We start from the raw sequence: 26883 nt of genomic DNA, 5'->3' as shown, positions 1-26883 counted from the left end.
TCGATGAAGGCGCCGATGCCTTCCTCGGCGTCGCGCGCCATCATGTTCTCGGTCATCACTTCCGCCGCATAGCGGTACGCATCGGCGAGATTCATTTCGGCCTGGCGATAGAACGCCTCCTTGCCGAGCTTGATCGTATAGGCGGATTTGAGGGCGACCCTTTGCGCCAGCGCAATCGCGGCGTCACGTTCGGTGCCGGCGGCGACGACGCGGTTGACGAGGCCGATGCTCTTTGCCGTCGCCGCGGAAACCGGCTCGCCGGTCAGCAGCATTTCCATCGCCTGCTTGCGCGGAACGTTACGCGACAGCGCCACCATCGGCGTCGAGCAGAACAGGCCGATATCGACGCCCGGCGTGGCGAAGCCCGCGGCTTCCGAGGCGACCGCGAGATCGCAGCTTGCCACGAGTTGGCAGCCGGCGGCGGTAGCGATGCCCTGCACGGCGGCAACGACGGGCTTCGGCAGGTGCACGACGGCCTGCATCATCGCGCTGCAGGCGTTCATGATCTGACCGAAATACGCACGGCCGCGATCGGGGTCGCTGCGGCGCGCCGTCAATTCCTTCATGTCATGGCCGGCGGAGAAGGCCGGACCGTTGGCCGCGATGACCACGGCGCGCACGCTGTAGTCGTCGTGGATTTGCTTCAGCGCGCCGTGGAGTTCGGCGATCAGCCCCTCCGACAGGCTGTTGCGCGCTGCCGGCCGGTTGAGGGTGAGCAGGCGGATGCTGCCGATATTTTCCTGCAGCAGGATCGGAGGTTGCGGCGTGGGGGCGCGGGCGGTCTGGGCGGGCATTTTCCGAGGTTTCCCTTCGGGATTTTCATTTGGGCTTTGATGACAACCTAATGTAACAGGCAATTCTAATCGAGGGCAGGGGCGCATGGCAGAAGCGAAAATGAGCGTGGCTGAGCTGGACAAGTTCCTTCATGAGGAATTTCCGCAGGCCTTCAGCGACGGCGATATCACCATCGAGAGCGCCGATGGCGAGACCTGCCTGCTGCGGCGGCGCTACGACGAGCGGATGCTGCGGCCGGGCGGCACGGTATCGGGACCGACGTTGATGGCGATGGCCGATTTCGCGATGTATGTGGTGCTGCTCTCGGCAATCGGCCCGGTGGGGCTGGCGGTAACGACCAACCTCAACATCAATTTCCTGCGCAAGGGACAGCCGGGACAGGACGTGCTGGCCGCGGCGCGGCTCCTGAAGCTCGGCAAGCGGCTGGCGATCGGCGAGGTCAACCTGCTGTCGGGTTCGTCGCCGGATCCGATCGCCCATGTGACGGCGACCTATTCCATTCCAACCAAATAATCTTTCTGGCGGTAGTATTACACCATATTTTTAAATCGTTGTTTTTGCTTATGTAATTTGCAAGAATCGGCGTTGACGGACGGCGTGGCGTTCTCTAGAAAACCGCCAGTTCGGCGCATCTGGCGCCGATTTCCATTTTTACGGATTTCCTCACATGAAAACCTATTCGGCAAAGCCCGCCGAGGTGACGAAGAAATGGGTCGTGATCGACGCCAAGGGTCTGGTCGTCGGCCGTCTCGCCACCCTGGTCGCCATGCGCCTGCGCGGCAAGCACCTGCCCACCTACACCCCGCATGTCGATTGCGGCGACAACGTCATCATCATCAACGCCGCCCATGTCGTGCTGACCGGTCGCAAGCGCGACAACAAGGTCTACTACAAGCACACCGGCTTCATCGGTGGCATCAAGGAACGCACCGCCAAGCAGATCCTGGAAGGCCGCTTCCCCGAGCGCGTGGTCGAGAAGGCGATTGAGCGCATGATACCGCGCGGACCGCTCGGCCGCGTGCAGATGGGCAATCTGCGCGTCTATCCCGGCACCGAACATCCCCATGAAGCCCAGCAGCCCGAGAAGGTTGATATCGCTTCGATGAACCGCAAGAACATGAGGGCCGCATAAGATGTCGGATACCATGCAGTCGCTCGACCAGTTGGCGTCGCTGAAGACGGCGGCTCCGGAAGCGCCGAAATACGTCAAGAAGGTCGACAAATACGGCCGCGCCTACGCCACCGGCAAGCGCAAGGACGCGGTTGCCCGCGTCTGGATCAAGCCGGGTGCCGGCAAGATCGTGGTCAACACCCGTGAGGTCGAGGTCTATTTCGCCCGTCCCGTGCTGCGCATGCTGATCCAGCAGCCGCTGGTCGCTGCCGCCCGCGCCGGCCAGTACGACGTGATCTGCACCGTCGCTGGCGGTGGTCTGTCGGGGCAGGCGGGTGCCGTCCGTCACGGCATCTCGAAGGCGCTGACCAATTTCGAGCCGGATCTGCGCGGCGTCCTCAAGAAGGGTGGCTTCCTGACCCGCGACTCCCGCACCGTCGAGCGCAAGAAGTACGGCCGGGCGAAGGCGCGCAAGTCGTTCCAGTTCTCGAAGCGCTAACAGCTTCGCTAAAATTGCAGCGATCGCTGCATTCATCGAACGAAAAGGGCGCCGTTTGGCGCCCTTTTTTGCTTACCATTTAGTAATCGCTTACCACGGGTTTTCCTGAAAACTTGCTTACGCGCGCAAACGGATTTCGAACACGGCGCTTCTAGTGTCGTCGATGGAATGGCGCGAAATTGCATTTTCAGTGTGCGCCGACAAGCCGCATCACAGGCGTTCGGGTGAGCCCATGTCGTTCGATACTTCCACGCTATATTTGTTTGCCACGATGGTTGCAGGCATGCTGGGGACCATGCTGGTACTGTTCGGCAAGCAGGAAAACATACCGGCCTTGAAGTGGTGGGGCACGGCCTATCTGCTTGGCTCGGCCTCGGTGGCGATCTGGACCATCGGCGGCGCGAGACTGGGCGAACCGCTGTCACTGGCGCTGCATGCGATAGGCTTCGTCGCCTGCGGCATGGTCTGGAACGCCTCGCGGGTATTCCGCGGTCGCAAGCCCAATTGGCTGGGGCTTTTGCTCGGCGCGATCGTCTGGGGCGGAACGGTGCTGGCGGTGCCATCGCTGAACCCCGCCCTGCGGGTGACCCTCGGAGCGATCATCGTTGCTGCCTATGCCGGGCTCACGGCTTCCGAACTGTGGAGCGAGCGTCGGCGGACGATGCAGCGGCGCTGGCCGGCGATTGTCGTGCCGGTGATGCATGGTTGCGTGCTGGCGCTGCCGGTCCTGCTTGGAAGCCTGTTGCGCCCGCATGACGCGTCCTTCACCAGCAGCATCTGGGTGACCGCGTTCTCGATCGAACTGATACTCTACGCGATCGGCACCGTGTTCGTGATCTTCATGCTGGTGTCGGACCGTGCGGTGACGGTGCACAAGACCGCCGCATCCGTCGATCCGCTCAGCGGTATGCTGAACCGCCGCGGCTTTACCGAAGCCAGCAACCGGTTGATCGAGCGCGAAGCGGCCGCGGGACGGCCGGCGACCGTGATGATTTTCGACATCGATCACTTCAAGGGCATCAACGACCGCTTCGGCCATCCTGCCGGCGACGAGATACTCAAATTGTTCTCCACGGTCGTCATCAGCAATCTGCGCACCAACGATCTCTCCGGGCGCATCGGCGGCGAGGAGTTTGCCGCGCTGCTGGCCTGTTCGCTCGGGGAGGGCGTGATCGTGGCCGAGCGGGTCCGCGAGGCGTTCGAGGCGTCCGGCATTGTCTCCGAGCAAGGGCCGGTCGACACCACCGTCAGCATCGGTGTCGCCGGCGGGCCGGCCGGCACCGAGCTTGAGGTGCTGCTGGCATCGGCCGATACCGCGCTCTATGAGGCCAAGCGCAGCGGGCGCAACCGGGTCGAGGCCGCGGAAGAACTGCCGCTGTCGGTGGCCAACTGGCGGCGCAATCGCGCCGGCGGCGCGGCCAAGCAGCACGAGGCGCCGGCCACGCTCTATAGCTAGCCGGAGCAGCATCGCGCTTTGCGAAACATCGCGTCTGAACAGGGCGATAGCTCCGGAGATTAATTCGATACGTTCGAGCTTGTCTCCGGAGGCAAGTTGCGCGCGGTAACCTCCCATTTACCATTCCGTCCATATCATCTGCGTATGGATTCTTTACGCAGACGAAACCCCGAGGCTGCCCTGACGTCGCTCGAAGCGGCAGCAGCGTCGGCCCGCGGCGGGTTCGGATGCCAGTTCTCGACCTCCGAAGAATTCGAGATGGCGCTCATCACCGAGCGCCGTGCGCAGGGGCGTTATGATCAGCGCAGAACGCGCTGGCCTGCCATCATGTTCATCGGCTGCGCGCTGATGGTCGCTGGCACCGTCCTGCTGTTCCGCTAGAGCGTTTTCCAGCGAAGTGGAAACCGGTTCGCGTGAAGAAAACGCGTCAAAACAAGAATCTAGTCATCTCCTCATTTCGCAAGCGGATCCGGGCGCACCTGGATATGCACCGCCCGTGGTTTTGAGCCTTTTCCGCCTTCCATCAGCCATGGCGTGCGGTCGCCGCTCGAGCTCCATAACCCGCGTCCCTTCCAGCCGGCGTTCGGATCGTCGATGCGGCCATCGAGGCCCTTGGCGAAAAAGCCGAGCGGATAGGGGATACGCAGCATCACCATCTGTCCGTCCTTGAATGCGACGAAGCCGTCATTGAGGTTGGCGGTGGAGATCGGGATATTCTCGCCGAGGCCGACCGTGTTGTGATGGTCGACCCAGGTGTAATAGCTCGCTTCGGCGCTGGAGTTTTCAAACCCCTCGAAGCCGGGGCCGGGATATTTGAAATAGGAGAATCCCTCCGGGCAGTGATTGCCGGTCGCTTCCGGCCCGTTCAGCGGCGCCTTGCACCTGGTGCGGTCGAAGCGGATCAGGCTGCCGTTGGAGCCCGAGCCCCAGAGCACGCCGTTCCTGTCGATGTCGCCGCCGCGGACGCCGATGCCTTCCTTCGGGATGGCATAGAATTCGGACAGTTTTGTCTTGGGATCGAATCGCATGAAGCCGGGCTGTCCGACGAACACGTTGACGGTGTACCAGACCGATCCGTCCGTCGGATGCGGCATCACCGCGTAGGGGCCGGAGCCCGCAACGCGCATGTCCTTGCCGGATTCTGCCGGCTTGCCCGGCTCGGTGTAGTCGTCGACCTTGCCATTGCCGTTGGTGTCGAGCACGAATGGCGCCCAGCCCTGCGCCTTGACGGCGTCGCCGGTCTCGTCCCACAGCCTGGTGTTGACCCAGCCGGCGACCGGGCCGGTGCCCGATACCCACAGCGTGTCGTCGGTATCGTAGCCGAATTGCGGGTGATGGGTGCCGAAGCAGGTATCGATGAAGCTGTATTTCTGGGTTTTCGGATCGTACACGGTCACCTGCCGTCCCGAACGCTCGATCGGGAAGGCTTTGGCCGACGGATGGTCGGAGCCTTTCAGGCAGTAAGCCGGATTTTCGATGCCGCGCACCGCCGCCGCCAGCCACACGCGGCCCTTCCTGTCGAACATGCTGTTGTGGTTGTTGGCGCGGTTGCTCCAGATCTTCTCCGCGCCCCAATAGGCCGACGGGCTGACCGGATTGAGCACGGCGGTGCCATGCAGCGGCGGGCCGAAGGATTCCGGCGCGTTGGGATCGGCGACCGGCATTTTCGAGAACGTCACCCTGTGCGTCTTCGGATCGAGGATCGGCATGTCGTCGGACGAGTATTCATTCGCGCCGAACAGCGGGCCGTAGGCGTTGACGGTCGGATAGCGCCGGTCCGACGAGATCAGATCGTGCACGAAGTGTTTTTCCGTCGCCCATTCCCAGGATGTGATGACGATATTGCGTTCGATGCCGGCCGGTCGCGGCGGCTTGGACTTCGGCAGCTCGCCCCTGGCGACGCGGTCGGTCCAGTCGCCGAAATATTTGAACGGCACGCCGCCGAGCTGGCCCGCGAGGCGGTTTATCATCCACTCGCCGGTTTGCCCCGAGGAGACCCGGCGCATCCAGGCTTCCTCGCCCGACTTGAACTCGCCGAACGCACCGGGAATCGTGCGCGTGGATTCCTGCCCGAGCTGGTGGCAGCCGATGCAGTCGACATTATTCATCCGCTGGCGCCAGATGTCCTGCGTGATCTCTTTCGGAATGTCGGTCGAGCCGCCGAAATCCTTTGCCGGCGGAATCTTCATCAGCGTGTACCAGTAGATCGCCGAGTAGTAGTGCGCCGCGGCGGCGTCGTTCGGCGCCGGCACCGCCGTGAGGTTGACCTGCTGGCCGGGCTTGGCCCGCCGCTTCGGCGAATCCACCAGCCCGTAGCCGCGGACCCAGATCGAATAATTCACGCTCAGTGGCAGGTCAGGGATCACGTAGCGGCCCTGATCGTCGGTGACGACGATCTTGGCGAATTTGGTCGGCAGCTCCGTGGTCTCCGCGATGACCCAGACGCCGGCCTCGGGCCCGTTCGGGCCTGAGACCACGCCGCCGATATCGTCATTGTCGATGGCGACCGCCACTGCTTGCTGCGCCTGCGATGGCGGCGCCGTCAAACTCAGTGCTGATATCGCCGTGGTGAATGCGAACAGGGCACGACCGAGACTCATCGTTTCTCCCCCCATGACCGCGAGCTTGCCGCTCTCTAATTTGGCGCGAGCCTACATCAAACGAGGGTTGAGGCGACAGCGTGTCACGCGCTTAATTTCCTCACGGCTGTTCGGCGAGTGTCGGTGTGCATCGCAGCACCGCGCCTGCCTTTTGCTTTTCGAGCGGCTGGGTTAGACACGGCCATTCTCAAGGGAAGGTGCAAGCAATGATCACTGAAATCGCACAAATCGACGTCAAGCCGGGCAGCGAGAAGGATTTTGAAGCCGCCGTCGCCAAGGCCCGGCCGCTGTTCCTGCGCGCCAGGGGCGGCAAGGGGTTCGAGCTGCACAAGTCGATCGAGAAGCCGCAGCGCTACCGGCTGGTGGCGAAGTGGGAGACGCTGGAAAACCACACCGTGGATTTCCGCGGCTCGGAGGATTTTACGGCCTGGCGCGCGCTGGTCGGGCCGTTTTTTGCCTCGCCCCCCGAGGTCGAGCATACCGAGACGGTGCTGGCCACGGCAGGCTGAGGCGATCAGGCGGCCGCGACTGCGGCCGGCGTGCCCTCCGCCTTGAAGTGGTCGATCATCACCTTGGCGATCGCCATCAGGGGCAGCGCCAGCGCCAGGCCCCAGATGCCGAACACGACGCCGAGCAGGATCTGGAACGCGAACAGCGTCGCCGGCGGGATGTCGAGCGCCTGGCGCTGGATGATCGGCGTCAGCACATAGCTCTCCAGCGCGTGCACGCCGAGGAACAGGATGAAGGCGGAAAGCGCCGCGACCCATCCAGATGCAAGGCTCGCCAGCACCACGATCAGCCCGCCGAGGATCGCGCCGACGGTGGGGATAAAGGCGAGCAGCCCTGCCTGGATGCCCAGGATGAACGAGCTCTGGATGCCGATGATCGAGAGCCCGATCCAGGTCACCAGGAATACGGCGATCATGGTGATGATCTGGGCGATCAGCCAGCGCTCCAGCGTCTCGCCGATCCGGTCGATGATCACGATCGCCCGCGTGCGATGCTTGGCCGGCGCCATGAACAACAGCCCGTCGCGATAGACCGCGGGCTGGGTGGCGAAGGCTATTCCCAGAAACAGCACGATGAAGAAGTTTCCGACCGCGCTGGCGGTGCCGAGGATCAGCTTCAGGCTCTGGCTGAAGATGGCGCCGCCGCTCGCCGCGATCGTGCCGGCGCTGGGCAGCGTATGCGGGGTCGTGGTGGGCGCCGGAGCCCCGTCATCTCCCGTCGACGACAGCGTGCCGAAGTCGAAGAAGCCGGTGTCGATGCCGTTCCGGTCGAGAAAGCCCTTGACGTTGACGAGCTGCGACTTGAGCGTCTTGCTCAGCGCCGTCGTCTGCTGCGCGATGGTGCTGCCGCCGAGGAACAGGATACCCGACAGCAGGCCCGCGACCACGAGGCACACCGTCGTCAGCCGCAGCGCATGCGGCAGCCGCACCACGCGGCCGAGCAGGTTGCTCATGGCATTCAGGGCGACGCCGAGCAGCATGCCCGCGAAGATCAGGAACAGCGTCGCGGCAAAATGCCAGGTGAAGGCGAGCAGGGCGATGAACAGCACGACGCCGATGCCGCCGACCGAGATCGCCCACGCCAGATCGTTGCGGGCCTGAAGGCGATTGTCAGCGGGATCTGTCACGTTGATTCCTTGTCGCAGAATATTGCTCTGTCAGTCATTCGCCAAAACGGCGCCGGGATCAAGCGGGCGCGCACGCGCCGGTTTGACGCTGCGCTATCCACTGTGCCAAGCGGTGTGTCATCCGACATGACGGCGCGGCGAGGGGAAAGATGTTTTTCAAATGGTTCGGGCCGCTTGCGCTGCTGGCGGCGCTGGTGATCGGCGACCAGATCAGGATCAACCGCCCCGCGCACAAATTCCGTCTGACGGTCGAGGTCGAGACGCCGGAGGGTCGCAAATCGGCATCCAGCGTCGTGGCCGTTCATCCCGATCGCAGCTACACGCGCCGCGGCCAGACCCGCACGCTTGGTGATGCCGTTTACGTCGATCTCGGGCAGGGCAAGAACCTCGTCGCGCTGCTCGCCCATGTCGACAACAACAAGCTTGTGCTCGATGACTTGAGCTACGTGGCGCTGCGGGCGTACGGGGCGGCTTCCGGCAGACGGGTGCCGTTCGGTGAGATGAGCCGGCAGGCCGGCACCGTGCCGGTGAAGGGTGAACTGATCCCGGTGATCGTGAGCTTTGCCGACCGGACTCAGCCCGGCACGGCGCGGAAGGTCGCCCCTGATGACGCCGAAGCGGTGCTCGGCAAAGGCTACCACATTTCGGGGATATCGACCGAAGTGGTGCCGAACGGCTATTGGCCGCTCGATTTCGGCGGCCCGCTGGGCGAGCCGGTGACGCGTGGAATCGAGGCCAAATTGCCCTGGTTGAAGGGTGATGGCGGTGCCGCCACGGCCCTCCGGGCCGCCGGTCTGCCGGGGGCCGAGGTGACGGACGCCCGGGAGGCATTCACGCGAAAATAGCAAGGCAGCCCCGCTGCCTGCCGCCGTATATTGATCCGCCGCCCGGCCGCGGGCATTATCTTCTGCAGACATGGCCCAACCCGAAAGATTCTTGCACAGGACGATGACAGCGGAAGTTTTGCGATGAAGCGGCCCGTCGTCGGGGTGATCGGGAACGCCTTTCGCGTCGAAAATCGTTTCCAGACACAGATGGTCGGCGAGCGCAATTTGCGCGCGGTCGTCGACGTTTGCGGCGGACTGCCGCTGATGTTTGCCGGCTCGCCCGACATTACCGATATCGGCGCGCTGCTCGACGTCGTCGATGGCATCGTGCTGACCGGCGCACGCGCCAATGTCCATCCGACGCGCTTCAAGACCGAGCCGCATGAAAAGCACGAGCCCTACGACATCCACCGCGACGACGTCGCGTTGGCGCTGGCGGAGGCCTGCGTCGAACGTGGCGTGCCGATCTTCGGCATCTGCCGCGGCCTGCAGGAAATGAACGTCGCCTTCGGCGGCTCGCTGCATCCGGAAATCCGCGAGATCCCCGGCCGCATGAACCATCGCATGCCGCGGCTGGAGAGCGGCGAGATCCATCCCGATCCGACGGTCGTGTTTGCCGACCGGCATGACGTCCACCTCACGCCCGGCGGCACGTTCGCCAACCTGCTCGGCTGCGAGACCATCCGGGTGAACTCGCTGCACGGCCAGGGCATCCTCGAACCCGGCAGGCGCATCGTCATCGAGGGCATCGCCGAGGACGGCACCATCGAGGCGATCCGTATCGCCGACGCCTCGAGTTTCGCGCTCGGCGTCCAGTGGCACGCCGAATACGACCCGCAGCGCAACCCGATCAACCGCAAGCTGTTCGAGGCCTTCGGGTCGGCGCTGAAGGAGCACAAGCGGGCGAACTGACCCGGTGCACGCCCCGCGGCGCTGGCCGGGACCGAGCCGACCCGTAATTTTACGGGGTCGAAAACATGGGATCGGTTCCCTGAAGTCGGCTAAGTCATTCCCCATCTCCAGACTGGTACTGCCATGACGCACCCAAGACGTCTCGTGCTGGCGATGATTCTGCTCGTCGTCGTGACGTCCGGCGTCGTGAGCGCGGCGACCTATTATCTGGCGACAGGCGTTGTGCCGGGCGGGCCGTTCGCGGCCGCCGGCGGGGTGTTCGCGGTTGTGGCTGTGGCCGGACTTGCGTGGCTCTCGCGTCAACGCCTGTCGGGTGTCGCCGGTCCCCCCGTGCAGCGGCCGCTGATCGACAGCGAGATGGCGCAGGCCATGATCGAGGGGGCGCTCGACGCCTTCGTCCAGACCGACCAACGCTGCGGCATCCTCAACTGGAGCCCGCAGGCCGAGGCCTTGATGGGATGGACGCGCGGAGAGGCGATCGGCCGCAGCGTGGATGAGCTGGTGTTTCCGGAATCGCAGCGCGCCCTGCACCGCCAATGGGTCGATCGCTTCCTCGCCGAGGCGGCGGCGAGCGCTACCGGCGGGCGCTACGAGACGCCGCTGCTGCACAAGGACGGCCACGAATTCTTCGCCGAGGTGTCGCTGACCGCGGTGCGCCGCGGCGAGGGCTATATCGTCAACGCTTTCGTCAGGGACATCACCGCCAAGCGCGCGGCGGAGGAGCAGCTGTTTCAGGCGCAGAAGATGGAATCGGTCGGGCAATTGACCGGCGGCATCGCCCATGACTTCAACAACGTGCTGACCGTGATCACGGGCACGATCGAAATCCTGGCCGACGGCGTCCAGAACGATCCGGCACTGGCCCCGATCGCGCGGATGATCGGCGATGCCGCCGATCGCGCCTCCCAGCTCACGGCGAACCTGCTCTCCTTCGCCCGCAAGCAGCCGCTGCGTCCGCGCGAGACCGACGTCAACGCATTGATCGACGAAGTTGTCGAACTGCTGTCGCCGACGCTTGGACGGCAGATCCAGATCGCGACCGCATTGAGCGACCAGGTCTGGCCGGCGCTGGTCGATCGCAGCCAGCTTTCCTCCGCACTGGTCAATCTGGCGATCAATGCCCGCGACGCGATGCCCGATGGCGGCAGCCTGCTGTTTCGTACCGGCAACCTCACGCGCGGCGGGCATGAGCCTGATCTGGGCGGGCTTGGCGCGGGCGACTATGTCGTGATCGAAGTGGTCGATACCGGGGCCGGCGTCCCGCCCGAACTCCGCGAGCGGATCTTCGAGCCGTTCTTTTCGACCAAGCAGTTCGGCGTCGGCACCGGGCTTGGGCTCAGCATGGTGTTCGGCTTTGCAAAACAATCCGGCGGCAGCGTCGTGGTCGAGAGCGAGGAGGGCAAGGGCGCCTGCTTCCGCATCCTGCTGCCCAAGGCGGATGTCGAGGTCTCGGATGAGCCGGGCGCCGGCGAGGCGGCGGCGGAGGCGGATAGCGAGCTGCGGGGCGGAACGGAAACCATTCTCTGCGTCGAGGACGACGATGTCGTGCGCGCGCATGTCATCGGCCGGCTCGAAAGCCTCGGCTACAAGGTGATTGCGGCTGCCAACGCCGCGCAGGCGCTGGAGGTGGTCCATGCCGGCACGGCGTTCGACATGCTGTTCACCGACATCGTGATGCCCGGTGTCGTGAACGGCAGGCAATTGGCGGAGGAGGTGGCGAAGCTGCGTCCTCCGCTCCGCGTGCTCTATACTTCCGGCAACACCTTCGACGTCTTCAGCTCGAGCGGGCAACTCGGCTACGGCGTGCTGCTGCTCGCCAAGCCCTACCGCAAGGCCGAACTTGCCCGCATGGTGCGCCTCTGCCTCGACCGCCCGATCGATCACATGGGCGACCCGATCCCGCTGCCATATTCGGTGCAGGAGGATCTCGAGCGGTTTCTGAAGGACAATCCGCCGAAGCAGGGGTAGGGCATGGACGCCCATTCCGCCGTCATTGCGAGCGCAGCGAAGCAATCCATCTCTCCGGGTATGTGTGGTGACAATGGATTGCTTCGTCGCTTCGCTTTCTCGCAATGACGATGAGGGAGCGCCACGCATACGGCTGTCATCCTCCGCGCAGGCGGAGGATCCAGTACGACGCGGCTTCTCGGTTCAATCATTGGCGCCTCTGGAATACTGGATCGTCCGCCTTCGCGGACGATGACAGCAAAATAAGCGGCGGCGATCTCGCGACATGAACTGTCCGAGCTTTGCATCTTCATTCGCCTTCTGAATTTCAGAGGGCGCAGGGAAGACCGGGTGCTGGCTGCACCCGAGGTCTCGTGTGCGGTTGCGCATGGCAAGAGATGCACACGAGCATACAGGTACAGCGGAAACACTCCGGCCTTCCCTGCGCAATGGCTTTACGGCTTATACGTGCTCTCTCTGGTGAACGGCTCTTTTGCCACCATCGTCCGAGAAGATCCTGGCTTCCGGACTTAACGCCAGCACCGCGGCGTCCAGACCACACGACTTCACCGTACGCTTCCGGCGCGCAACGTCTCTCGCGCCATCTTCGTCCATCGCATCTCACTGCACGCTGGTGACGATGGCCGACGCCCCTCATCTGCGGTGAGACGGGCCAATTATGCCGGTGATTTGGGCGCGAACGGAAGCAGAATATTTTTGATTCTCAGGCTTGACGTTACTTCTGGAAATCGGAAGTGATTTGCCCGTCGGGCCACCTCGTCGCTGCCTGTGCGCGAGATTGCGCTTGCAAGGGAAACCAAACCCCGCAAGAGGGAGTGGACCTTGCTCGTGGCCAACCTGATTTCATCACGCTTGGTCTGTTGAGTTGACGTTGCTGCCGCGTCCGAGCGCGAATTGACCGACCGGGCTTTCGACGTGGAAGTCGAGCCCGGTCATTTGCGCGAACAGATCGATATTGCCGGTGCCGACGGCGCAGCCGCCGAGGCCCATATCGGTCGCGGTCAGGTAAAGCGTCTGCAGCAGGCTGCCGACATCCTTCAGGATCAGCGCGTAGGCGATTGAACTGTATTTCCAGGAGATGCGGCCAAAACGGGCGGCGATCGTGATCAGGACCTGCGGCGGACCTGACGCGTCCATGGCGAACACGGCTGCCGCCGAAATTGCCTGGAGTTGCTGTGCGGAGACCGCGATCTCCGCCAGCGCGTGGCCGCCGGCGTCGTAGTGGTAAAGTCCGCGCGCGAGCCCCTCGCAGTTCGAAACCGCCAGATATAATTCCAGTTCGTAGGCGCTGCCCGCCGACGGATAGGGTCTCGTGCTGTAGGTGATCTCGGGACCACTTTCGGAATTCGCACTGCTTTTCCATTCCGACAGGACCCGTGCGGCGCTGTCCAGGAATTGTGCCAACTCGGCGAGCGTGATCGGGTGCTGGTCGTCGAAGTCTCGTATCGAATGCCGTTCGCGCAACAGCGCTGCGAAGGGCGAGAGCGGATCCGAGGTGGCGAATTTGCGCAGGTCGATCTTCCTGCCGGGCCAGGGCGGGCGCACGGCGGGCAGCGGTGAGACGACGCCTGCATAGGCGAAGGTGCTGCCGACCGGATTGGCCTGACGGCCCTCCGTGCTCCTTGTGTGGAACACCAGATCATGGAAATCCCAGAGCACGAGGTTGCCGTCGCCCTCATTGACGCGAAGGCCGTCGCCGCTTTTCGCATCGAGCTTGAGCAGGATCTGGCTGTCCAGCAATAGCTCAAGCAGATCGAGGTTGAAGGCGGCGGCGTCGCGGCGAAGTTGGCTGATCTTCAGAGGCCGCGACAGCGCGGCGAGGGTGGCGGCGATGGCGGGGTCGCCGATCCGAAACAGTGCGCCGGCGCGCGGCGATTCCAGCACCATCTCGTTGCCGCGCCGGCGCAGATAGGCGAAGCGCGACAGCACGACGGTGTCGCTCTCGCGGAGCCTCGCGCGGCGCGGCCAGTATTCGGCGGCCTGGGGCTCGATCACCACGAGGTCGTGCTGGTCGTGCGGATGGAATAGGCGATATTCGAGCAGCCTGTGCCGCGCCAGCCGGCGCGCCAGGGCATCGACTTCCCGCGCGATGGCGCTGTTGCCGGCAAAGGACGCCAGCGGCAGGCCATCGGTGAGGCCGCGCGCACGCTCCATTGCGGCAGGGCTCAGGTGTCCGAGATTGACAAAATTGCCGTCCACGACGGCGGCGATGCTGCCGTCCGCCTGCATTTGCGGGGAGAGCTGGCGGTTCAATCTGACGGCGATGACGGGCGCGATCTTCCTGGTCGGCTTTTTCCGGGGAGAGCGCACGAAGCAGCGCCTTTCAGGTGTGCGGCAGGAACGGCGTGAGCTCGCTTTCCAGTCGCGGACGATCCAGCAGTCCAAGTTTCACTGGGACATCGTAAAGCCGGCCCGGTGCGAAGCGGCGATAGAAATGACGCAGGCCCGGGACGAGCACGCGCACGACGGGGACCTCGACGTCGGGCCGGGTCTGGTCGAGCACCAGGAAATCGTAGCCTGCGCGGGTGGCGATCTCGACACAGGCGTTGACCTGATCGCGCGTGTTGTCGTGAACCTTCAGGCCGGGAGCCGGCGGAACGACCGGATTGTCGCTCGGGATCAGGAACGGATAGTCCTCCAGGCGCAGCGGCGTCACGCCGTCGAGCGATGGCTTCTCCCCGCTGCCGCCGCTCATCATGCCGATCGACATGAACTGGGTCAGCTCGGTCAGCGAACGCAGCAAGGCGAGGCGGCGATCGAAATGTGCGCCGGAACCGAACTCGATGTTCTCGTGGCCATTCTGCATCCAGTGCATGACCGCCACGTAAGTGGGAATGCCGAGGTCGCTGGTGACGTCGAGCACCCACAGCCGGCGCCCGGCATCGGCAAACTGGGCCTGCAGATCCCGGACATAGGAATCTTCGAACTGCCCGAGGTCGACCTCGGCACGCTGCACCCGGTTGTACCACCAGATAGCATAGGAATCGCGCTCGATCAGTTCGAGGAAGCCCTGCACGATGGCTTCCTCACGGGTGTTGCCGGCGGCGCAGCCGTTGGAGTCGGTATGGAAGCCGCCATAGAAGAAGTAGAGCAGGCCGGTCGGAAGGTATCTGAAACGCTTGTCGCGCAGCGACCAGACCGGCGACCACTCCGTTTTCATCGACGGATCGAACGGCTCAGGCGTTGGATGTGAATCGTCCGGCGATTGGGCATGCCGGTTCTCAAACTGCGCCTGGCTGAAAAACTGCACGTCATTGGGGTGAATGGCGTCGCCGGGCGCGAAGTCGGCGAAGCGGCGTGCGGTCCTGATCTCGTCGCCCTGGAAAATGCCCGAATAGCGCTCGATCGACTCCATCAGCGCGCTGGCCTCGCCCTGTTCGGCCGTGGAGCCCTTGCCGAAGCTGCCGCCGCTCAGTCCGGAGCGGAGCTGATCGACGCTTTGCGCCGGGCCTGAGAAATTGTGATAGGCGAAAAAATTGCTGTTCATCGGCAGATCGACCTCGATCCGCTCGAGCCGCGAAACCACGCCGGTCAGCGGGCTCACATGCTTGCGGAAGCGCGCCACGGTGGCCCGCGAGGTCACGGTGCGGTAGCCGCCGCTCGTCATGATCAGCTTGCTGCCTTCGGCGATCTCGATCGGCGTCGCCGCCCGGCGCGGATTCCGCAGTTTCTTGCTGCCGCAGGTGTGGCATTGCGGACGCCGCGCGACAAAGTGCTTGGCGATCACAGCGCCGGTCAGGTCGAGGCTCGCGATGTGATCGCGCAGATCGGTGCGGAAGCCCGAGGCGATGGCTTTGGCGATTTCGACGGCAGCGAAATGAAACGCGGAATGTCCGACGCTGTCATTGACCAGCGGCGATACCGCGAGCGCCTGCGCCTGTCCGCGGTCGAGGAAGCCCTTGATCTCCCGGTTACGGATCATGCGATCGAACAGGCAGTTCCAGCAGGCGCTCTCGCCCGGCTTGATCACGGGCCCCACCAGCGGAAACACGCCGGATGGCTGCACCAATAGCCACGGCGTTTTGTCGGCCACGCGCTTCTCGTTTGTCTCCGCCAGCCGCCGGTCAAGATAGTCGTTGACCAGCGTGATCGTCAGCCTGGGCGAGCGCTTGGCGATCTGGACGCCGAGCTTGCTCAAGGCGGCGGCAAGATCCCTGGCGCCGTTGACGTCGATCGCTTCGACCCGCACGGGGCAATCGCGCAAGTTTTGCTCCGCGATCTCGAGCGGCAGGCCGAGGCTTGCCCAATATCCGGCGACGGCGCCGTCAAATGCGCGCGACGCCTTCGCGACGATGTATCGGCGGTCGAGCAGCCGCTTGACGGCTTCCTCTATCTTGTCGGCCGGAAAAGTCTTCGAAAGCTGGCGAACGATGTCAGGCGCGGACTTTCCACTTTTTCCGATCGCCGTGGCCACCGCGCAATACAGTTCGCCGTGCAGGAAAAACTTGCGATCCTCCGAATAGAGGCAGACCACGTCGGGCGGAAGTGCATAGGCGGTGAAGTTCGGCGCGAATTGCAGGATGTCTTTGCGGGTCTTGCTCGCAACGCGGCTCTTGCGATTGGCTGTCATGGGGTCAGCACGCGGATGTTGTTGCCGGTCATTTCAAATCGCCAGTGCACCACGGAGCAATGAAAACAAGAAATTGGCCGGGTCGCTCGCGAGCCCGGCCAATGAAATCGTGGATTGTCGAACCACAGTCAGAAAGCGTCGTTGTCTAGCACCAGCGGCACCGGCCCCAGGACGCGCAGCAGCCTGCGCATGAGACCAGGGGTACGCCAACGCCTACCCAACCGACACCGCAGCCGCCGCATCCACCACAGCCGACGCCGCATCGGCAGGACCTGCATGCTCTGCATCCCGCGCAGCTTCGACAGCCGCATCCGCGGGCGCCACCACATCCGCGGCAGCCGCCGCATCCTCGGGCCAGTTGCACGCCGGCCAGGATATTTTCCTCGTCGGCGAAGAGACGGAAGGTAGCGAGGCTGACGTCGGCAATTTCCTCTTCGCCGAGCGTGATCATCATGCCGGGCGCGAAACTTCGCTGCTGTTGAGCGTCACTGGTCGGTACGGCCGATGCCGATGCGCCTCCTGCCAGCGAGAAAGTTAATCCGGCCGCTCCAAGCGCCGGTACTGCGGTTCTGACTACTCGCTTGCTCTTGGAAGCTTGCTTCGCCCGCGCCATGGTCGCATCCTCCGATCGTTGCGGGAAGGATATCCACTCAACACAATCTTACGCCGACCAAATGAGGCACGCAAGATTCATGCGCACACGAAAACGTAATGGTGCTCGTTCAGATTGCATTCATCTTCATGAACGAAGTCGCCGCATTTTCGCCGATCTCTGCGATGGTCCGCGTCCGCAGCACGGATTGAGGCGCGCGCGACCTGGTGCGGTGCGTGATCGTCTTCGGCCCTGAACGGAGACATGGCGTGGCCAATCAACCTGCACGCTTCGCCTGGTATGAGATCCTGACCACCGACGTCGCGGCAGCAAGCGCGTTTTATGGCAGCGTCGTCGGCTGGCGTGTGAAGGATGCGTCGAGCCCGGAACTGGCCTACACGGTGCTCGCTGTCGGCGAGGATTCGGTGGGCGGGCTGATGGAACTGCCGGAAGAAGGCAGGCGATTGGGGGCAACCCCGAGATGGATGGGCTATGTCGCGGTCGACGACATCGATGCGACGGCCGCGCAGATCGGGCGTCGTGGCGGTGCCGTCCTGCTGCCGCCAACGGACAGCAATATCGGCCGGGTGTCCGTGGTCGCCGATCCGCAAAAGGCGACGTTCGCGCTGGTCAGCGGGCTGACATTTGGCCAACCTCAATCCGGCGCGCTGGACGAACCGGGGCGCGTCGGCTGGCACGAGTTGCTGGCTGAAAACCGCAACACGGTCTTTGACTTCTACGGCGAACTCTTTGGCTGGCAGAAGGATCAGGGCGAAGCCGACCCGGCGGACGTCTATCAAGCGTTTTCGGTGGGTGGCGAGACGATCGGCGGCATGCTCACCAAGCTTCCGATCGTGCAGCACGCGTGCTGGCTGTATTATTTCAACGTCGACGACATCGACGAGGCGGCCACACGCGTCAATGCCGGCGGCGGTCGCATTCTCCAGGGGCCGCTCGAATTGCATGACAGTTGGTGGATCGCGCGATGTGTCGATCCGCAAGGCGCCCTGTTCGCGCTGCAGGGCGTCCGAGGTCAGGGAGCCGCCGAGCGACCTTCAGCCTCGGAAGTCAGTTGGTCCGCCAAGTGGGGCGGCATTGCTTCGCAGGGCAGGATGGTGCTTCAAAAGCGGAAGCGCTAAATTAGGACGACGGGCCATTGCAGAATGTAGGATGGTAGAGCGCAGCGAAACCCATCAATCCCTGCGCGAAGGCTCGACAGGCAACGAAAAAGGCGCCTCGAAGCAGGCGCCTTTCGCATTGCTGGTCGGTGATATCGGCGGCGCGAACGCCGCGCGGGATTACAGCGAGTAGTACATGTCGAACTCGACTGGGTGCGGGGTCATTTCGAAGCGCTCGACTTCGGTCATCTTCAGTTCGATGAAGCTGTCGATGAAGTCGTCGTCGAACACGCCGCCGACCTTCAGGAAGGCGCGGTCCTTGTCGAGGTTTTCCAGCGCTTCGCGGAGCGAACCGCACACGGTCGGGATCTGCTTCAGCTCTTCCTTCGGCAGATCGTAGAGGTCCTTGTCCATGGCAGGACCGGGATCGATCTTGTTCTTGATGCCGTCGAGGCCGGCCATCAGCATCGCGGCGAAGCCGAGATAAGGGTTGGCCATCGGATCGGGGAAGCGGACTTCGACGCGCTTGGCCTTCGGGTTTGCCGTGTAGGGGATGCGGCAGGAGGCCGAACGGTTGCGCGCGGAGTAGGCGAGCAGCACCGGGGCTTCATAGCCCGGGACCAGGCGCTTGTAGGAGTTGGTCGACGGGTTGGTGAAGGCGTTGATCGCCTTGGCGTGCTTGATGATGCCGCCGATATAGTGGAGGCACATCTCCGAGAGATCGGCATATTTGTTGCCGGCGAACACCGGCTTGCCGTCCTTCCAGATCGACTGGTGGCAGTGCATGCCCGAGCCGTTGTCGCCATAGACCGGCTTCGGCATGAAGGTGGCGGTCTTGCCGTAGATGTGCGCGACCTGGTGGATGCAGTATTTGTAGATCTGCATCTGGTCGGCCATCAGCGTCATGGTGTCGAACTTCATGCCGAGCTCGTGCTGGGCGGAAGCGACCTCGTGGTGATGCTTCTCGACCTTGACGCCCATCTTGGCCATCGCGCCTAGCATTTCCGAGCGCATGTCCTGCACCGAGTCCTGCGGCGGGACCGGGAAGTAGCCGCCCTTGGTGCGGATGCGGTGGCCGAGGTTGCCGCCCTCATATTCGGTGTCCGAGTTGGTCGGCAGTTCCGAGGAGTCGAGCTTGAAGCCGGTGTTGTAGGGGGTGGTCTGGAAGCGCACGTCGTCGAATACGAAGAACTCGGCCTCGGGGCCGAAGAACACGGTGTCGCCGACGCCCGACGACTTCACCATCGCTTCGGCCTTCTTGGCGATGCCGCGCGGATCGCGGTTGTAGGGCTCGCCGGTGGTCGGCTCGAGCACGTCGCAGACGATGACCATGGTGGTTTCGGCGAAGAACGGATCGATCGTCGCGGTGACCGGATCGGGCATCAGGCACATGTCGGATTCGTTGATCGCCTTCCAGCCGGCGATCGAGGAGCCGTCGAACATCTGGCCTTCGGCGAAGGTGTCCTCTTCGATCATGCTGACATCGAAGGTCACGTGCTGCCACTTGCCCCGTGGATCGGTGAAGCGCAGGTCGACGTACTTTACGTCGTTGTCCTTGATCGCTTTCATGACGTCTTTAGCGGTCTTCATGAATACCCCTTTTGGCTACTGCGGTCGGTTTCCAGGATTCGGGCGACGGCTACATTTCGCAAACGATCGGTTGAGGTCTCGCGAACGAAATCAGGCCGCCGGCGCGGCCCTTTTCTTGTTTTTTAGTCGCAAAAGTTCGGATAGCACCGCCCTTAGATAGCGTCCAGCCCGGATTCGCCGGTTCTGATCCGGATCGCTTCCTCGATGTTGGAGACGAAGATCTTGCCGTCGCCGATGCGTCCGGTCTGGGCGGCGCGGCGGATCGCGTCGATCGCCTTCTCGACCAGTTCGTCCGAGATCACGATCTCGATCTTCACCTTGGGCAGGAAGTCGACGATGTATTCCGCACCGCGATAGAGTTCGGCGTGTCCCTTCTGCCGGCCAAACCCCTTGGCCTCGGTCACCGTGATGCCCTGCAATCCGACTTCCTGAAGCGCCTCTTTCACCTCGTCGAGCTTGAATGGCTTGATGATGGCTTCAATCTTCTTCACTGAGCGCCTCCCGGGCAATTCCAAATTCAGAGTGCAGTTGGTTTCGAGTGTTGCAGCGTGGAAATTCCTGGCGCCGTCTGGTTTGATCCTTGCATCCCGACAACGCCGGCGTTTACCCGGCAAAACCGGAATTGCTCATTCTCGCCGCTGACTGCGACGATACTGAGCTAACCGGCTTCCTCAAAAGCAGGGTCTATGCCAAGTTGTTAACGCGCCTGATTTTGGAACGTTATCAGACTTTTAACAGGCAGGTGAAAGAGGTTTGGCCGACTGGCGCATGATAGCTAAGCTTATAAAATAGGCAAATCGATCAATTCGTATGCAGCCAGGGGCGCCGCAGGCCGCCAATCCGGCGGGAATGTGCCTCCGGAAAAGGCTGACGGATCGAGGGTTCGGCATGGAAGTTTTGACCACGACGGAGATGGAGCGCGCCGACCGGCTGACGATCGCGGCCGGTACGCCCGGCTTTGCGCTGATGATGAGCGCGGGCCAGGCCGTGGCGGAAGCTGCGATGGATCTTGTCGAGGAGGGACCGATCGTGGTGGTCGCCGGACGCGGCAACAATGGCGGCGACGGCTTCGTGGCGGCGGCCGAGCTTGCCGCGCGCGGCCGCGATGTCTCGATCATCCTGCTGTGCGAGCGCGACAGCCTGCATGGCGACGCCGCGCTCGCTGCACGCGGCTGGAAGTATCCGGTGCTGCCGTTCAACCCACAGGCGATCGGCAAGCCGGCGCTGATCATCGACGCACTGTTCGGCGCCGGGCTCAATCGTCCCATCAAGGGCGATCCGCTCGATATGATCGAGGCGATCAACGCCAACGGCGCGCCGGTGCTCGCCGTCGACCTGCCGAGCGGCATCAACGGCACCACGGGCGCGGTGATGGGCGCCGCGATCAACGCGGTGGAGACCGTGACCTTCTTCCGCCGCAAGCCGGCGCATGTGCTGATGCCGGGGCGGAAACATTGCGGTCGTGTCCGTGTCGCCGATATCGGCATCGATCCGCACGTGCTGGAGGAAATCCGGCCGCAGACTTTCGAGAACGTGCCGCAGACCTGGCAAAGATCCTTTCCGGTGCCGACAATCGATGGACACAAATATGCCCGCGGCCATGCGGTCGTGCTGTCGGGTGAGGTGGCCTCGACCGGCGCGGCGCGGCTGGCGGCGCGCGGCGCGCTGCGGGCGGGGGCGGGGCTGGTGACGGTGGCCTCGCCGCGCGAGGCGCTGGCGGTGAACGCCGCGGCGCTGACGGCGGTGATGGTGCGCGCCTTCGACACGGTGGTGGAGTTCGCCGAACTGTTGAATGACCGGCGGCTCAATTCCATCGTGATCGGGCCCGGCGCCGGCGTCGGCGAGCGCACGCGCGATCTCGTCCATACCGCGCTGTCGATCAAGCGCGGCCTTGTGCTCGACGCCGATGCGCTGACGAGCTTCGCCGAGGCGCCGGAAAGGCTGTTCGAAGCGATCAAGACAAGCGAGGGGACGCAGGTCGTCCTCACCCCGCATGAGGGCGAGTTTCCGCGCCTGTTCAGCGACATCAGCAACAAGAATCCCGGCCGTTCCAAGCTGGAGCGGGTGCGCGACGCCGCCCAACGCGCCGGTGCGGTGGTGCTGCTGAAGGGACCGGATACGGTGGTGGCCTCGCCCGACGGCCGCGCCTGCGTCGCGTCGAACGCGCCGCCGTGGCTGGCTACGGCAGGCGCCGGCGACGTGCTGGCCGGCATGATCGCCGCGATGCTGGCGCAAGGTGTGGCGGCGCTGGAGGCGGCAAGCATCGGCGTCTGGTTGCATGGCGAAGCCGCCGGCGAAGCAGGGCCGGGCCTGATCGCGGAAGATCTGCCGGAAGTGCTGCCCGCGGTGTTTCGCCGACTCTATGACGGGTTCGGGATTGAATACTGAGAGGCGTAGCCGCGTCGTTCGTAGGCTGGGTGGAGCGAAAGCGAAACCCATCATGTCTCCGCGCGAGGATTTCATGGGTATCGCTTTCGCTCCACCCATCCTACGCTGCGTCAGTACAAGATCAGATATTTCGCGACCGCCGCTTCATTCCATTCCAGTCCAAGCCCGGGCCCGCGTGCGGTGACCTTGCCGTCGACGATCTCGGCGGGCTTGGCGAGGATGGCGCTGGCAAAATCCAGGAATTCGAGCCAGTGCGCGGTTGGCGTCACGGCCAGCATGTGGGCGCTGGCTTCGGCAAACAGGTGGCTCGACATCGGGATGTTGGCGGCCTCCGCTTGCGCGGCCACCTGCAGCCAGCCGGTCATGCCGCCGCACTTCATCAGGTCGGGCATGATGAAGTCGCTGGCGCCGGTTGCGATCGCTTCCGCGAAGCCGCGCGGAAACCACCAGTTCTCGCCGGCCTGGATCGGCGTCGGCGAGGTCTCGCGCACCCTGGCATGGCCCAAGAGATTTTCCTGCGGCACCGGCTCTTCGATCCAGTGCAGATCGTAGGGGGCGAGGCGGGCGATGCGGCGGGTGGCTTCCGCAGGATCGAGCGACTGGTTGAAGTCGATCATCAGCGCGACATCAGGACCAAGGAGCGTGCGCACGCCCTTGACGACGCGCTCGTCATTGGCGGCATCGCCGTCGCCGCCCTTGATCTTGATGCCGCGAAATCCCTGTTCGAGCGAATGGCGCAGCGCGCGTTCATCGGCAACCGGATCGACCACGCCGTAGCTGTCATAGGCCTGGACAGGTTTTGGCGAGCCGCCGAGCAACTCGACCACCGGCTTGCCGGCCAGTTGTCCCAGTGCGTCCCAATAGGCCATGTCGAGGCCTGATACCGCCATGCCGACCAGGCCCTGCCAGCCGAGCAGGCGAAACTTCGCGTCCATCGCCGCCATCAGGTCGTAGGGCGCCACCGGCCGGCCCGTGAGTTCGCGCCCGATCTCCTCGACCAGATGAACCAGCGGCTTCAGCGTCACCTTCGCGTAGGCGAAGATATAGGCACGGCCGGTAACGCCCTGGTCGGTCTCGACATCGATCAGCACCAGCGGGCCGGAGTCGATGACGCCGAAGGCGTTCTTCACGGGACGCTTGAGCGGCACGACGACGCCGCGCGCCTTGACGCTGCGGATAGCGAGGACGGATTTGCTCATGCTTTTGCTCCCGGGCTTGCTTCCTCACTCCACAGCGTACCACCGGACCAGCCGTGGCGCGGCCCAATCGGTTGCGACCGACTCGACTAGGTAGCGTCCGGCATGCTCGGCCAAAAACGCGATGCGCTGGGTCTGGCCGGACTCGATCGCCAGCGTATCCAGCCAGAACGGCTTCCAGCCATCGTCGAGCTTGTCGAGCAGACGGAAGTGGTGGCCGTGAAGGTGGAAGACGGTGGTGATCGGGGCACGGTTGGTCAGGGCCAATACGACGGCGCGGCCCTTCCTGGCGCGGAAAGCCGGTGGGGCGGCGACCTTGAAATCGGCGGGTCTCGCCCAATCGGAGGGAGCGCCGAGCGCGAGATCGAAGCGCTGGGCATTCCTGAGATCGAGTTCGGCCGGCAGTCCGTTCGAGGCAAGCGGACCGGGTGGCAACAGGGGGGCGCGGCGTTGCACATGGCCTGAGACGGCAAGTTTCCCGATCAGGTGAGCCGCCTTGCCGTCATGCAGCAGAATTGCAGCCGTGGACGCCGTGTCCACGAATACGTCGGCACGGCTGCCGGGCGCCAGGACCACAGCGCCGTTGCGCGCCGGGAATGGCTCGGCGGGCTGACCGTCGATGGCCACCACCCGCACTTCGTGGCTCTCCAATTTGACAGCCAGAACAGTGCGCTGACACCCATTGATAAAGCGCAGCCGGAGCCGCTGATCGCCCCCGGCCGAGAGTTCGAATGAGGTGCTGCCGTTAACGGTATAAACGGACTTGGCATCCTTGGGATCGGTGCCCGGTGCGATGGCGGCGCCATCCGGCCGCAAACGCCACTCCTCGATAAACAGCACCTCGTCGCGGTCGACGGGAACCCGGTCGCTTTCGAGGACGATCAGGGGTTTGCTTCGGAGGGGATAGGCCAGGCCATCGCCGAGCAGGCCGGAGTCGCACAGAAACGTACCGGCCTGGCGCGTGGCGAGCGGAAAGCTCTCATTGGCGCCGGCGGCAAGCGGCATTCGCGCCAGCAGCGGTTCGGCCGCGTTGGCGCCATCCAGGCCCCGCCAGTGCATCGACAGGGGGACCGGCAATCCATTACCGACCGCGACATTGGCAACCTCGCCGCGTTGGAATGAGAGGTTGCCGCCGGAGAGTCCCCAGACCATTGTCGGTGGTCCATCCCGAAGCCCCGCCAGGCTTTCCGGCCCGGCCTTGATGGCCGCGGATGGACGTCCCTGGGCATGCCCCGCCGCTGGCCCGAGGTGGACGAGGGCGGCCGCCCCCAGCCCGGCCATTACTTCACGTCGGTTGGGCGGGAATTTGGGGCTTGTCATCGGACCAATATGGACCATTTTTGTTGTATCCATGCTAGCTGTGACGCCTTGCCCCGGCGCTGTCAAAAACGGCCATTTTTTTGCTGCGGAGATGGTGGCTCATGATATAAGCCCGCCGCCCGCGGCATCGCGGCCGGGTATGGATGCTTTTCACGCGGGCGTGGCGGAACTGGTAGACGCGCTGGATTTAGGTTCCAGTGACGAAAGTTGTGGGGGTTCGAGTCCCTCCGCCCGCACCAAGCGCTCTATCCAAGCGTTTGCATGACGAATACTGGAGGGCCCGCTCCCCGTCGGGGAGCCAAGGCCCGCCGAACCACCGGCGTCAGGCTTGAAAGGCCACGCCTCTGACATTTGACACTGCCGTGCTGCTTTCAGCCCGGCGCTAGCGGAAGAAGATTGATACCATGCAGGTCACCGAGACCCTCGCCGAGGGATTGAAGCACGAGTTCAAGGTCAGCGTTCCCGCATCCGATCTCGACGCCAAGGCGGGCGCCAAGCTGGTCGATCTCAAGGACAAGGTGCGCCTCAACGGCTTCCGTCCCGGCAAGGTGCCGGTCGCCCATCTCAAAAAGGTGTATGGCCGCTCGGTCATGGCCGAGACCATCGACCAGACCATCCGCGACACCAACACGCAGATCTTCACCGACCGCGGTTTCCGTCTTGCGACCGAGCCGAAGATCACGATGCCGACCGAGACCAACGAGGTCGAGGAACTGCTCGCCGGCAAGACCGACCTGACCTATACGGTTGCCATCGAGGTGGTGCCGACCATCCAGCTCGCCGATTTCAAGACCTTCTCGGTCGAGAAGCCGGTGGTCGACGTCACCGACGCCGAGGTCGACGAGGCGATCAAGCGCATCGCCGATCAGAACCGTCCCTATGCGGCGAAGGCCGACGGCGCCAAGGCGGAGAACGGCGATCGCGTCACCATCAGCTTCAAGGGCACCATCGAGGGCGTGGCGTTCGACGGCGGCACCGGCGAGGGCATCCAGGTCGTGATCGGCGCGGGACAGTTCATTCCGGGCTTCGAGGAGCAGCTGATCGGCATCGGCGCGGGCGAAACCCGCACGCTGAAAGTCTCGTTCCCGAAGAATTATGCCAGCGAGAAGCTCGCGGGACAGCCGGCCGAGTTCGAGACCACCGCAACCCTGATCGAAGCGCCCGGCGAGACCAAGATCGACGACGAGTTCGCCAAGACGCTGGGCCTTGAATCGCTCGACAAGCTGAAGGAAGCCGCGCGCGAGCGTCTGGTGGCCGAGTTCGCCGGCGCGACCCGCCAGCGCCTCAAGCGCACGCTGCTCGACCGTCTCGACGAGACCCACAAGTTCGAGGCGCCGCCCTCGCTGATCGGCGAAGAGTTCAACCTGATGTGGAACTCGATCAAGGCCGAGATGGAATCCTCCGGCAAGACCTTCGCCGACGAGGACACCACCGAAGACGCCGCCAGGGAAGAGTACCGCAAGATCGCCGACCGCCGCGTGCGGCTTGGCCTCGTGCTGTCGGAGATCGGCGAGAAGAACAAGATCACCGTGACCGACGACGAAGTCGGCCGCGCCGTGATCGAGCGCGCCCGTTCGATGCCCGGCCGCGAGAAGGAAGTCTGGGACTACTATCGCAACAACGCCAATGCGCTGGCCCAGCTTCGTGCGCCGATCTATGAAGACAAGGTCGTCGATTTCATCCTCGAACTCGCCACCGTGACCGAGAAGAAGGTCTCGCGCGAAGACCTGTTCAAGGACGACGAGGCCGACGAGAAGAGCGCAGCCTGATCGATTTGATCAGGTTGACGTTAATGATGAACGGTAAAAGCGGCGGGGCGCAGGCATCCGCCGCTATGACACGGCCTACGAATCAGCTTGAACTCCACGCATTCGGCTCGCGACGGCCTGGTCTTGTCGCCGGGAAATTGGCTCATATCTGTGAGCGGCTCGCGAAATCGAGTTCCGAGTTGAAGTCCTGCATCACGGGACGTTCGTCCGCGCACGGCGATGATCATGCCGACTGGCATGTCCTGCCGACGGATGTTCGCCTCCGCCCGTTTTCCTACCTAACCGTTGGGGTAACCAATGCGCGATCCCGTTGAAACCTACATGAACCTCGTTCCGATGGTGGTCGAGCAGACCAACCGCGGTGAACGCGCCTACGACATTTTCTCGCGGCTGCTGAAGGAGCGCATCATCTTCGTCACCGGCCCGGTCGAAGACGGCATGTCGACGCTGGTCGTCGCCCAGCTCCTGTTCCTGGAAGCCGACAATCCGAAGAAGGAAATCTCGATGTACATCAACTCGCCCGGCGGCGTGGTGAC

24 protein-coding genes and 1 tRNA gene are annotated in these 26883 nt (G+C 63.8%); 16 read left to right on the top strand and 9 right to left on the bottom strand.

Annotated features, from left to right (window positions below):
• Window positions 1-794, bottom strand: a 794-nt coding sequence (locus tag V7E26_RS19130) for an enoyl-CoA hydratase (RefSeq protein WP_324418886.1), incomplete at its 3' end; no start/stop codon positions are given.
• 85 nt (window positions 795-879) lie between these two features.
• Here V7E26_RS19130 and V7E26_RS19125 point away from each other — a divergent pair.
• The 5 genes from V7E26_RS19125 to V7E26_RS19105 all read left to right on the top strand — a co-directional run bounded on the left by V7E26_RS19125 (window position 880) and on the right by V7E26_RS19105 (window position 4242).
• Window positions 880-1308: a PaaI family thioesterase gene (locus V7E26_RS19125; RefSeq protein WP_324418884.1), complete on the top strand. Its 429-nt coding sequence runs from the start codon at window positions 880-882 to the stop codon at window positions 1306-1308.
• A gap of 154 nt (window positions 1309-1462) precedes the next feature.
• Window positions 1463-1927 carry a 50S ribosomal protein L13 gene (gene rplM, locus V7E26_RS19120; RefSeq protein ID WP_324418882.1) on the top strand — a complete coding sequence of 155 codons (465 nt, stop codon included), beginning with the start codon at window positions 1463-1465 and terminating at the stop codon, window positions 1925-1927.
• 1 nt (window position 1928) lies between these two features.
• Complete coding sequence (gene rpsI / locus V7E26_RS19115) at window positions 1929-2405, top strand: 30S ribosomal protein S9 (RefSeq protein ID WP_108513524.1); 477 nt, start codon at window positions 1929-1931, stop codon at window positions 2403-2405.
• A gap of 232 nt (window positions 2406-2637) precedes the next feature.
• Window positions 2638-3861, top strand: coding sequence for a GGDEF domain-containing protein (locus tag V7E26_RS19110; protein ID WP_324418879.1), 1224 nt, complete (start codon window positions 2638-2640; stop codon window positions 3859-3861).
• 144 nt (window positions 3862-4005) lie between these two features.
• On the top strand, window positions 4006-4242 hold the full coding sequence (locus tag V7E26_RS19105) for a hypothetical protein (RefSeq protein WP_324418895.1): 237 nt from the start codon (window positions 4006-4008) through the stop codon (window positions 4240-4242).
• A 71-nt stretch (window positions 4243-4313) separates the two neighbouring features.
• Here the strand turns inward: V7E26_RS19105 and V7E26_RS19100 are convergent, their stop codons facing one another.
• Entirely contained in the window at window positions 4314-6461 is a 2148-nt protein-coding gene (locus V7E26_RS19100; protein WP_324418877.1) for a carboxypeptidase regulatory-like domain-containing protein, read from the bottom strand.
• Window positions 6462-6667: 206 nt separating this feature from the next.
• Here V7E26_RS19100 and V7E26_RS19095 point away from each other — a divergent pair, with 206 nt between their 5' ends.
• Window positions 6668-6970, top strand: coding sequence for an antibiotic biosynthesis monooxygenase family protein (locus tag V7E26_RS19095; protein WP_324418875.1), 303 nt, complete (start codon window positions 6668-6670; stop codon window positions 6968-6970).
• Window positions 6971-6975: 5 nt separating this feature from the next.
• On the opposite strand, the gene V7E26_RS19090 is transcribed toward V7E26_RS19095, so the two are convergent.
• Complete coding sequence (locus V7E26_RS19090; protein WP_324418873.1) at window positions 6976-8097, bottom strand: AI-2E family transporter; 1122 nt, start codon at window positions 8095-8097, stop codon at window positions 6976-6978.
• 149 nt (window positions 8098-8246) lie between these two features.
• Between V7E26_RS19090 and V7E26_RS19085 the strand changes: the two genes are divergently transcribed.
• The 3 genes from V7E26_RS19085 (at window position 8247) to V7E26_RS19075 (ending at window position 11804) form a co-directional block, all read left to right on the top strand.
• Window positions 8247-8942, top strand: a complete 696-nt coding sequence (locus V7E26_RS19085; RefSeq protein WP_324418871.1) for a hypothetical protein — start codon at window positions 8247-8249, stop codon at window positions 8940-8942.
• 123 nt (window positions 8943-9065) lie between these two features.
• Window positions 9066-9836, top strand: coding sequence for a gamma-glutamyl-gamma-aminobutyrate hydrolase family protein (locus V7E26_RS19080; protein ID WP_324418869.1), 771 nt, complete (start codon window positions 9066-9068; stop codon window positions 9834-9836).
• 123 nt (window positions 9837-9959) lie between these two features.
• The gene (locus V7E26_RS19075) at window positions 9960-11804 is read left to right on the top strand and encodes a PAS domain-containing sensor histidine kinase (RefSeq protein WP_324418867.1); all 1845 of its coding nucleotides are present in this window, start codon (window positions 9960-9962) and stop codon (window positions 11802-11804) included.
• Between the two features lie 846 nt (window positions 11805-12650).
• On the opposite strand, the gene V7E26_RS19070 is transcribed toward V7E26_RS19075, so the two are convergent.
• On the bottom strand, window positions 12651-14033 hold the full coding sequence (locus V7E26_RS19070) for a SagB/ThcOx family dehydrogenase (RefSeq protein WP_324418892.1): 1383 nt from the start codon (window positions 14031-14033) through the stop codon (window positions 12651-12653).
• 94 nt (window positions 14034-14127) lie between these two features.
• Window positions 14128-16374: a TOMM precursor leader peptide-binding protein gene (locus V7E26_RS19065; RefSeq protein WP_324418865.1), complete on the bottom strand. Its 2247-nt coding sequence runs from the start codon at window positions 16372-16374 to the stop codon at window positions 14128-14130.
• Between the two features lie 828 nt (window positions 16375-17202).
• Between V7E26_RS19065 and V7E26_RS19060 the strand changes: the two genes are divergently transcribed.
• Window positions 17203-18105: a VOC family protein gene (locus V7E26_RS19060; RefSeq protein WP_324418863.1), complete on the top strand. Its 903-nt coding sequence runs from the start codon at window positions 17203-17205 to the stop codon at window positions 18103-18105.
• Window positions 18106-18136: 31 nt separating this feature from the next.
• Entirely contained in the window at window positions 18137-18277 is a 141-nt protein-coding gene (locus tag V7E26_RS19055) for a hypothetical protein (RefSeq protein ID WP_324418861.1), read from the top strand.
• Here V7E26_RS19055 and glnA read toward each other — a convergent pair.
• Both glnA and V7E26_RS19045 read right to left on the bottom strand, forming a co-directional pair.
• Window positions 18265-19674 (bottom strand): type I glutamate--ammonia ligase, encoded by a 1410-nt coding sequence (glnA, locus tag V7E26_RS19050; protein WP_324418859.1) that lies wholly within the window; start codon window positions 19672-19674, stop codon window positions 18265-18267. The genes V7E26_RS19055 and glnA overlap by 13 nt on opposite strands.
• A gap of 152 nt (window positions 19675-19826) precedes the next feature.
• Window positions 19827-20165 carry a P-II family nitrogen regulator gene (locus V7E26_RS19045; RefSeq protein WP_027537227.1) on the bottom strand — a complete coding sequence of 113 codons (339 nt, stop codon included), beginning with the start codon at window positions 20163-20165 and terminating at the stop codon, window positions 19827-19829.
• 89 nt (window positions 20166-20254) lie between these two features.
• Here V7E26_RS19045 and V7E26_RS19040 point away from each other — a divergent pair, with 89 nt between their 5' ends.
• The gene (locus V7E26_RS19040) at window positions 20255-20446 is read left to right on the top strand and encodes a hypothetical protein (protein ID WP_324418850.1); all 192 of its coding nucleotides are present in this window, start codon (window positions 20255-20257) and stop codon (window positions 20444-20446) included.
• A gap of 116 nt (window positions 20447-20562) precedes the next feature.
• A complete protein-coding gene (locus tag V7E26_RS19035) occupies window positions 20563-22062 on the top strand; it encodes an NAD(P)H-hydrate dehydratase (RefSeq protein WP_324418848.1) in 1500 nt (499 codons plus the stop codon).
• A 110-nt stretch (window positions 22063-22172) separates the two neighbouring features.
• Here V7E26_RS19035 and V7E26_RS19030 read toward each other — a convergent pair whose 3' ends face one another.
• Together V7E26_RS19030 and V7E26_RS19025 are read right to left on the bottom strand one after the other, a co-directional pair.
• A complete protein-coding gene (locus V7E26_RS19030; protein WP_324418846.1) occupies window positions 22173-23261 on the bottom strand; it encodes an enolase C-terminal domain-like protein in 1089 nt (362 codons plus the stop codon).
• A gap of 24 nt (window positions 23262-23285) precedes the next feature.
• Window positions 23286-24578, bottom strand: coding sequence for a multicopper oxidase family protein (locus V7E26_RS19025; protein ID WP_324418890.1), 1293 nt, complete (start codon window positions 24576-24578; stop codon window positions 23286-23288).
• A gap of 154 nt (window positions 24579-24732) precedes the next feature.
• Here V7E26_RS19025 and V7E26_RS19020 point away from each other — a divergent pair.
• The 3 genes from V7E26_RS19020 to V7E26_RS19010 all read left to right on the top strand — a co-directional run.
• Window positions 24733-24817: transfer RNA gene (locus V7E26_RS19020), tRNA-Leu, on the top strand.
• A gap of 165 nt (window positions 24818-24982) precedes the next feature.
• Window positions 24983-26347 (top strand): trigger factor, encoded by a 1365-nt coding sequence (tig, locus tag V7E26_RS19015; protein WP_324418844.1) that lies wholly within the window; start codon window positions 24983-24985, stop codon window positions 26345-26347.
• Window positions 26348-26644: 297 nt separating this feature from the next.
• The coding region (locus tag V7E26_RS19010; protein WP_324418842.1) for an ATP-dependent Clp protease proteolytic subunit at window positions 26645-26883 on the top strand (239 nt) is incomplete at its 3' end.

It is taken from the genome of Bradyrhizobium sp., from assembly GCF_036735945.1.
In the GTDB taxonomy this organism is placed as follows: Bacteria; Pseudomonadota; Alphaproteobacteria; order Rhizobiales; family Xanthobacteraceae; genus Bradyrhizobium.
Note: the sequence above shows the minus strand (reverse complement) of the source record. Positions and strands in the feature narration are given on the sequence as shown.

What these genes read in the sequence shown, in the direction of transcription:
- V7E26_RS19105 (WP_324418895.1), top strand. Translation starts at nt 4,006, where the DNA reads ATGGATTCTTTACGCAGACGAAACCCCGAGGCTGCCCTGACGTCGCTC.
- V7E26_RS19035 (WP_324418848.1), top strand. Translation starts at nt 20,563, where the DNA reads ATGGAAGTTTTGACCACGACGGAGATGGAGCGCGCCGACCGGCTGACG.
- V7E26_RS19085 (WP_324418871.1), top strand. Translation starts at nt 8,247, where the DNA reads ATGTTTTTCAAATGGTTCGGGCCGCTTGCGCTGCTGGCGGCGCTGGTG.
- V7E26_RS19080 (WP_324418869.1), top strand. Translation starts at nt 9,066, where the DNA reads ATGAAGCGGCCCGTCGTCGGGGTGATCGGGAACGCCTTTCGCGTCGAA.
- V7E26_RS19030 (WP_324418846.1), bottom strand. Translation starts at nt 23,261, where the DNA reads ATGAGCAAATCCGTCCTCGCTATCCGCAGCGTCAAGGCGCGCGGCGTC.
- V7E26_RS19125 (WP_324418884.1), top strand. Translation starts at nt 880, where the DNA reads ATGGCAGAAGCGAAAATGAGCGTGGCTGAGCTGGACAAGTTCCTTCAT.
- glnA (WP_324418859.1), bottom strand. Translation starts at nt 19,674, where the DNA reads ATGAAGACCGCTAAAGACGTCATGAAAGCGATCAAGGACAACGACGTA.
- V7E26_RS19070 (WP_324418892.1), bottom strand. Translation starts at nt 14,033, where the DNA reads ATGCAGGCGGACGGCAGCATCGCCGCCGTCGTGGACGGCAATTTTGTC.
- V7E26_RS19065 (WP_324418865.1), bottom strand. Translation starts at nt 16,374, where the DNA reads ATGACAGCCAATCGCAAGAGCCGCGTTGCGAGCAAGACCCGCAAAGAC.
- V7E26_RS19075 (WP_324418867.1), top strand. Translation starts at nt 9,960, where the DNA reads ATGACGCACCCAAGACGTCTCGTGCTGGCGATGATTCTGCTCGTCGTC.
- V7E26_RS19055 (WP_324418861.1), top strand. Translation starts at nt 18,137, where the DNA reads ATGGTAGAGCGCAGCGAAACCCATCAATCCCTGCGCGAAGGCTCGACA.
- V7E26_RS19110 (WP_324418879.1), top strand. Translation starts at nt 2,638, where the DNA reads ATGTCGTTCGATACTTCCACGCTATATTTGTTTGCCACGATGGTTGCA.
- V7E26_RS19095 (WP_324418875.1), top strand. Translation starts at nt 6,668, where the DNA reads ATGATCACTGAAATCGCACAAATCGACGTCAAGCCGGGCAGCGAGAAG.
- tig (WP_324418844.1), top strand. Translation starts at nt 24,983, where the DNA reads ATGCAGGTCACCGAGACCCTCGCCGAGGGATTGAAGCACGAGTTCAAG.
- rpsI (WP_108513524.1), top strand. Translation starts at nt 1,929, where the DNA reads ATGTCGGATACCATGCAGTCGCTCGACCAGTTGGCGTCGCTGAAGACG.
- V7E26_RS19025 (WP_324418890.1), bottom strand. Translation starts at nt 24,578, where the DNA reads ATGACAAGCCCCAAATTCCCGCCCAACCGACGTGAAGTAATGGCCGGG.
- rplM (WP_324418882.1), top strand. Translation starts at nt 1,463, where the DNA reads ATGAAAACCTATTCGGCAAAGCCCGCCGAGGTGACGAAGAAATGGGTC.
- V7E26_RS19100 (WP_324418877.1), bottom strand. Translation starts at nt 6,461, where the DNA reads ATGAGTCTCGGTCGTGCCCTGTTCGCATTCACCACGGCGATATCAGCA.